At 34.7% G+C, this 6,902-nt stretch carries 8 protein-coding genes and 1 pseudogene; 5 read left to right on the top strand and 4 right to left on the bottom strand.

Features of this window, described 5'->3' with window-relative positions; genetic code table 11:
• Positions 1-74 precede the first annotated feature (74 nt).
• Positions 75-278 carry a hypothetical protein gene (locus ACK5ON_RS09975; protein WP_409822098.1) on the top strand — a complete coding sequence of 68 codons (204 nt, stop codon included), beginning with the start codon at positions 75-77 and terminating at the stop codon, positions 276-278.
• Between the two features lie 286 nt (positions 279-564).
• On the opposite strand, the gene ACK5ON_RS09970 is transcribed toward ACK5ON_RS09975, so the two are convergent.
• Positions 565-1,968: an FAD-binding oxidoreductase gene (locus ACK5ON_RS09970; protein WP_409822096.1), complete on the bottom strand. Its 1,404-nt coding sequence runs from the start codon at positions 1,966-1,968 to the stop codon at positions 565-567.
• 40 nt (positions 1,969-2,008) lie between these two features.
• Positions 2,009-3,217, bottom strand: a complete 1,209-nt coding sequence (locus ACK5ON_RS09965; protein WP_409822094.1) for an MFS transporter — start codon at positions 3,215-3,217, stop codon at positions 2,009-2,011.
• A gap of 149 nt (positions 3,218-3,366) precedes the next feature.
• On the opposite strand from ACK5ON_RS09965, the gene meaB reads away from it, so the two are divergent.
• The 4 genes from meaB (at position 3,367) to ACK5ON_RS09945 (ending at position 6,173) form a co-directional block, all read left to right on the top strand.
• Complete coding sequence (gene meaB / locus ACK5ON_RS09960; protein WP_409822100.1) at positions 3,367-4,455, top strand: methylmalonyl Co-A mutase-associated GTPase MeaB; 1,089 nt, start codon at positions 3,367-3,369, stop codon at positions 4,453-4,455.
• Positions 4,456-4,607: 152 nt separating this feature from the next.
• A complete protein-coding gene (locus ACK5ON_RS09955; RefSeq protein WP_396174448.1) occupies positions 4,608-4,835 on the top strand; it encodes a helix-turn-helix transcriptional regulator in 228 nt (75 codons plus the stop codon).
• Entirely contained in the window at positions 4,835-5,161 is a 327-nt protein-coding gene (locus ACK5ON_RS09950; protein WP_396174450.1) for a HipA N-terminal domain-containing protein, read from the top strand. The genes ACK5ON_RS09955 and ACK5ON_RS09950 overlap by 1 nt, the downstream gene beginning before the upstream one ends.
• Entirely contained in the window at positions 5,148-6,173 is a 1,026-nt protein-coding gene (locus ACK5ON_RS09945) for a HipA domain-containing protein (RefSeq protein ID WP_409822091.1), read from the top strand. Before ACK5ON_RS09950 ends, ACK5ON_RS09945 begins: the two co-directional genes overlap by 14 nt.
• Before the next feature lie 122 nt (positions 6,174-6,295).
• On the opposite strand, the gene ACK5ON_RS09940 is transcribed toward ACK5ON_RS09945, so the two are convergent.
• Both ACK5ON_RS09940 and ACK5ON_RS09935 read right to left on the bottom strand, forming a co-directional pair.
• A complete protein-coding gene (locus tag ACK5ON_RS09940) occupies positions 6,296-6,523 on the bottom strand; it encodes a hypothetical protein (protein WP_409822089.1) in 228 nt (75 codons plus the stop codon).
• Positions 6,524-6,596: 73 nt separating this feature from the next.
• Positions 6,597-6,902: pseudogene (locus ACK5ON_RS09935) on the bottom strand (prohibitin family protein); the annotation flags it as partial.

Raw genomic sequence — 6,902 nt, 5'->3', positions numbered from 1 at the left:
TCTATACTGTGTTACTATTCCTAAACAAATGCGTTATTTAAATATACCAAATAAACTAGCGAAAAAAAGTTTGGTTGCTAAAAAACAACAATACCAAAGAAGTCACTTTTGAACCCAAAAGAAACAGTTTTAACGTAAAGAAAATATCAACTTTCGTTTCTGCGATGGACGAAACCACCAACAAGGAATGGAAATTTTTCAACTTTGATGATGTCAATCACTTAGCTATTTTTTACTATTTGTTTGACCAAAGTGTGAAAAAAGAATTGGTTTTATAAAAAAAATATTTTTTATCTTTACTCCTATCATTCATAAACCAATTTAAAATATCATATCATGGCAAAAGGAAAAGACGTTCAAAAAGCGGTGAAAAAAGAACCTCTGAAGACCGCAAAAGAAAAAAAAGCTGAAAAACGCGAGAAGAAGAATAGTCCTAAAAGAGACTAATTTATCCACAAACCGCCGGCAGGAAAACACTAAGAATGCAAAAAGCTCACAGGGAAATAGATCTTTGTGAGCTTTGTGGTTTTATTACTTTGTGTACTTTGTGGTTAAAAATAGTATTTAAAGTTCATCAGGGAAAATCTTCCCAGGATTTAGAATATTATTGGGATCAAAAACGTGTTTGATGCGTTCCATTAATTCCAAATGTACTTTGGAGAAAGCAATATCCATAAAATTCTTTTGTACGTAACCAATGCCATGCTCACCAGAAAGTGTTCCTTTCAATGAAACCGTTAATTCAAATATTTCACGAATACCCATTGGCACTTGAGTGTTCCAATTATCATCCGACATAGCTGTTTTAATAATGTTTACATGTAAATTTCCGTCACCAGCATGTCCGTAACACACCGATTTGAAACCATACTTCGCTCCTATGCTCTTGATTCCAGCTAATAATTCTGGCAATACATATCTAGGAACAACCGTATCTTCTTCTTTATAAATGGAATTTGATTTTACAGCTTCACCAACAGCACGACGCATTTTCCAAAGTGCATTTTTTTGGTCTTCAGTATCGGCAAATAAGACCTCATCGATTTCAAATTCCTCTACAACGGTTAAAATCTTTTCCGCTTCGAGCATCAATATTTCAGGATAATTCCCATCTACTTCAATCAACAAATGCGCTTGATGTTCTGGCTTTATAGTAACGCTAATTCCTTCAACAAATCGGACTGTCCAGTCGATGGCGTCGCGTTCCATAAACTCCAGAGCACTAGGAACAATTCCGGCACGAAAAATAGCGGATACCGCCTCACAAGCTTCGTGTGCTTTGTAAAAAGGAACCATCATTAACACATTGTGATTATTTTTTGGCAATAATTTTAAAACTGCTTTGGTGATTACGCCCAGTGTTCCTTCACTTCCTACCATCAATTGAGTAAGATTATAACCTGTAGAGTTTTTTAACGTATTGGCTCCAGTCCAAATGATTTCACCATTGGGTAAGACTACTTCAAGATTGAGCACATAATCTTTGGTTACGCCATATTTTACCGCTCTTGCTCCACCTGAATTTTCGGCAATATTTCCTCCAATCCAACAACTTCCCATACTGCTTGGATCAACGGGATAAAACAATCCTTTTTCGGATACAGCTTCCCGCATTGCTTGTGTAATTACAGCAGGTTCAACTGTAACTTGTAAATTTTGCTCATCAATTTCCAGAATTTTATTCAAACGTTCCATTGACAAACCGATTCCTTCATAGATTGATAAAGCGCCGCCGCTCAGACCTGTTCTGGCTCCGATTGGTGTAGTTGGAATTTTAAATTTGTTGGCGAGTTTTAAAATTTCGGAAATCTCTTTAGCATTCGCTGGTTTTACCACTACGCTTGGCGGAAAAACATAATCTTCGGTTTCATCATGACCATAATGGTTTCGAGTTTCTTGATCGGAAAAAATATATTTTTCTCCAACTATGGTGGTAAGTTTTTGGAGTATTTCGGGTGATAGCGACATCGATAAAAAAATTATGAAGTAAAAGTACTAAATCCAAACTTTACTTCTTCTTCAAATTGGGCAAAAAATAACAAATAATTCCCATCAATGGAAGAAACGAGCATACGTGATAGACGTATTGAATAGAAGTTGCATCAGCTAAGACACCCAACAAAGCAGAACCCAAAGCACCCATTCCGAAGGCAAAACCATAAAAAAGTCCGGAAACCATTCCGAGTTTTTTAGGCACCAATTCCTGAGCATAAACAATAATGGCTGGAAAAGCTGATGAAATAATTATTCCAATAATGATCATCAATACATCGGTATAAAAAAGATTGGCATAAGGCAACAAAAGTGCAAATGGCGCAGCACCAAAAACGGAGAACCAAATAATGTATTTACGCCCAAATTTATCGCCTAATGGTCCGCCTATGACAGTTCCAAGCACATAGGCGATGAGATAAATAAACATGTGAAACTGAGCTTGCTGTATGGAAAGATTGAATTTTTCTATTATATAAAACGTGTAATAGGTAGATAAACTCGCCGAATAAAAGAACTTAGAAAAAATAAGGATTAGCAATACACCAATAGCAAATTTGACTTTGCTTTTTGACAGGTTGTGAAAGTTAACAAACTCTCCTTTTTTATTGTTGCGCAACTCCAAATGATCACGATACCAAAACGCGATTTTGGAAATTATGCCCAAAGCAATAACGGCTGCTATAACAAACCAAAGAATGTATTTTTGAGAATTGGGCACCACAATTAAAGCGACCAAAAGCGGTCCAAGAGCCGATCCAAGGTTGCCACCAACTTGAAAAATAGATTGTGCCAAGCCACGTTTTCCACCTGATGCCAAATTAGAAATCCTTGCCGATTCTGGATGAAAAATAGCGGAGCCAGTTCCTATCAATACAACAGAAAGTACTATCCAATAAAAAGTAGAAGCAAAAGACAGCGATACTATTCCTGCCATTGAAAACAACATACCGTAAACTTGTGAAAAAGGTTTTGGATACTTGTCAGTATAATAACCCACAAACGGTTGCAAAATCGAAGCCGAAAACTGAAAAGCAAAAGTGATTAATCCAATTTGCGAAAAAGAAAGATTGTAACTTTGCTTTAAAATGGGGTAAACCGATGGAATAATGGCTTGAATTAAATCGTTGAGCAAATGAGCAAAACTGATAGAAAATAGAATGGAGAAAATCGTTTTTTGAACTGATTCGGATTTATTTTCTAATATAGATGTTTCAGAAGCCACAATACTTATTTTGTTGCTGTAAAAGTAAAGTTTTGCTTCGAAAGCATGAACGCTTTTTTAAAAAGAATTAACAACAAAATAACAAAGAAATAATTCCATCTTCGTAGTAATTTATTTTTAATGTAAATTTGTTTTAATAAAAATTCAAAATTAATTTGAAACCATCCTCAAAAAAATCGGCACTTACGGAAAAAGATGGCATTACTCAACCAGGGAGTTTTAGTAAATCCTCATTGGAAAAAATTGTAGAGAGTCGAAAAGTACAACCCACTTCAAAGGAATTATTCGAAGGGATTTTGGCTGGAAATATAACTTCATTAAGCCGAAGCATCACGTTAGTAGAAAGCACTAATCCAGCCCATTTGGCAAAAGCCAATGAAATAATTAACGCTTGTTTGCCACATGCTAATAAATCGATTAGAATAGGAATTACTGGCGTTCCAGGTGTTGGAAAGAGTACGTTTATTGAAGCGTTTGGAAGTTATTTAACGTCGGTAGGAAAGAAAGTTGCAGTCTTGACAGTTGACCCTAGTAGTACCATTTCGCACGGAAGTATTCTTGGCGACAAAACAAGGATGGAGGAATTGGTAAAAGATAAGAACGCCTATATACGACCAAGCGCATCGGGAGAAACACTTGGTGGTGTAGCTAGAAAAACTCGAGAAACTATTATCCTATGTGAAGCAGGAGGTTTTGACACCATTATTATAGAAACCGTTGGTGTTGGCCAAAGTGAAACTGCCGTTCACAGCATGGTTGATTTCTTTTTGTTGCTCAAAATTTCTGGTGCAGGCGATGAATTACAAGGAATCAAGCGAGGCATTATGGAGATGGCCGATGCTATTGTCATTAATAAAGCCGATGGCGATAATGTCAACAAAGCCAAATTGGCCAAAACTGAATTTAACCGTGCCTTGCATTTATTTCCTGCAAAAAGTTCCGGTTGGACGCCAATTGTGTCAACGTGCAGTTCAATTACAAAAGAAGGAATTGATGAAGTTTGGCAAACGATTACTGATTATTTTCAATTGGTGAAAGCAAATCATTATTTTGAAGAAAAACGCAAAGAACAAAACCAATATTGGATGATGGAAACGATAAATGACCAGTTGAAATCAAACTTCTATAATCATCCTGAGATTATAAAACTTTTAGAAGAAAACAAAAAAGCTGTTGCTACTAACAGAAAATCACCTTTTACAGCAGCATTAGATTTAATTTCTGCTTATTTTAAATAAATTCTAAATTTATACCCTATCTACTTCAATAATAATAAAAAATCATATTTTATATCATAAAAGGTATAAAATTTCAATAAAATTAAAAAATATACTATTTTAGGTATAAATATTTAAAAAAATAGTATATTTGGGCTTTAAAAGGTATAAAAATGAAAGAAAATCTAAACGGCATTAGTGTTTACGTTAAGACAAAACGCAAGCAAAATAAATTAACACAACCCGAATTAGCACTAAAAGCAGGAGTTGGTTTGCGATTTGTGAGAGATTTAGAACAAGGGAAAAACACCTTACGAATGGACAAAGTGAATGATGTTTTGCGATTATTTGGAGAAGAATTAGGCGTAGTTCAAATGGATAGAGAAAAATTATTGAAGTAATGAACAGAAGCGGAAATGTATATGTGAAAAATGTTTTTTGTGGCGTTGTGTGCGAAACAGACGCAGGTTATTCCTTTGAATACAATAAAGACTATTTACAAAACAACCAAGCTCAAGCCGTGAGTTTAACATTACCATTAACCGAAAAACCCTTTCAAAGTAAAACATTATTTGCTTTTTTTGATGGGTTAATTCCCGAAGGATGGCTTTTGGATATAGCCGAAAAAAATTGGAAAATAAATTATAAAGACCGAATGGGTTTGCTCCTAACCTGCTGCAAAGATTGCATAGGAGCCGTAAGTGTTGTGAAAAATGAAGAATTATAAAAAGAAATATTTAGCTCAATTAGAGAATTCTACCAAAGAAGTACAAGAAAAAAGTACTTTTTATGGTAACCGTTGCTTGTATTGTTATGAACCGCTTTTAGATACCACTTCCGATTTTCATGAAGCTTGCAACAAACGTTTTTTTGGACAATTAAAAACACCTCAACTTGCCTATAGTTTGGATAATTTGCAAGAATTGGCAACACAAGTTATCCAAAGTCAAATGGCAGTTACGGGAGTTCAAGCTAAGGTATCGCTGAGTTTGTATAGAAAACAAGAAAAAAATGTAACCAAAAAACTGACTATTGTTGGGCTTTATGGCGATTACATCTTAAAACCACCTTCTGACCATTTTGCACAATTACCCGAATTAGAAAGCGCAACGATGCACATGGCAGCGGTTTGTGGCATAAATGTAGTGCCAAATAGTTTGGTAAAACTACAAGATGAAACCTTATGTTACATCACAAAACGAGTAGATAGAACCCGAAAAGGAAAACTACACATGGAAGACATGTGCCAGCTGAGCGAACGCCTAACCGAAGATAAATACAAAGGAAGTCATGAGCAAGTTGCCAAATTGGTTTTGAAATATTCTAGTTCGCCATTGTTGGATGTGAGTAATTTTTATGAGCAAGTATTGTTTAGCTTTTTTACAGGAAATAGCGATATGCACTTGAAAAACTTTTCGCTTTTAGAAAAAGAAGGTCATGTAATGAGTTTTTGTCCTGCTTATGATTTAGTACCAACAGCATTGATAAATCCTGATGATACCGAAGAATTAGCACTAACATTAAATGCTAAAAAAAGAAAATTGAAATACCAAGATTTTTTGGCAGCTTTTGAAAACGGAGGTTTGAATAAGAAAGTTTTGGATAACACTTTGGAACTATTTGTTTATGCCAAACCTGAAATGCTTGCTGTTTTAGAAAAAAGTTTTGTGACTGAAGAATACAAAATGAAATACGTGAGTTTAATGGATAGTAGGTATAGGCAGTTGGGATTGGAATAGAAAAACCGCTAGAAGCGATTTCTTTTAGCAGTTTTTTATAATTGTAATTTTACTGATTACCTAGTTAATTCATTATGTTCGTATGCAAATCCTTGTTATCAGGTTTATTAGCAAAAACTAAATCAATCTTCAAACTCACTCATTTCTCTATCATAGAATTCTCCCGCTAGCGTAATTAAGTGCTCCATTTCGGATTCTAATTCTTTCTCATCTTCTCCTTCTAAATCCTCTAAAAACTCCACCTCATCATCTTTTAAGTTGATAATAAAACGAGGAAAATCGAGGTGAATAATAAATATATCATCTGGAAAATCGGAGTTATCGGCTAGAACAAATTTTGGTAATTCCATTTTTAATTATTTGTTTTTGGTTTGTTGTTTATGGTTTATGGTTTGTTTTTCAACTCTAAACAACAAACAGTTACTATTTATCCGACAAAATAACCGGCGCACTTCCTTTGCCCATAAAAATAATTTTGGCATTAGACGAAGTGGCAATTTCTTTTTGTGCTTTTATTTGTTCGTATTGCAATTGCTTATCAGTCAATCCAATTGAAATAATTCTCTGGTAATCTGCAATACCTTGTGCTTCTACTCTTTTACGCTCGGCTTCTTGCTTTTCTTTTTGTAGTACAAACTGCATTTTTTGTGCTTCTTGTTCGGCATTAATTTTACTTTCGATTGTGGTTTTTACAGATGCAGGAAGATTAATGTTTCGAATTAATAATTG

Origin of the sequence: Flavobacterium sp. (assembly GCF_046317795.1) — a bacterium.
In the GTDB taxonomy this organism is placed as follows: domain Bacteria; phylum Bacteroidota; class Bacteroidia; order Flavobacteriales; family Flavobacteriaceae; genus Flavobacterium.
This window is presented reverse-complemented; position numbering and strand designations above follow the sequence as displayed.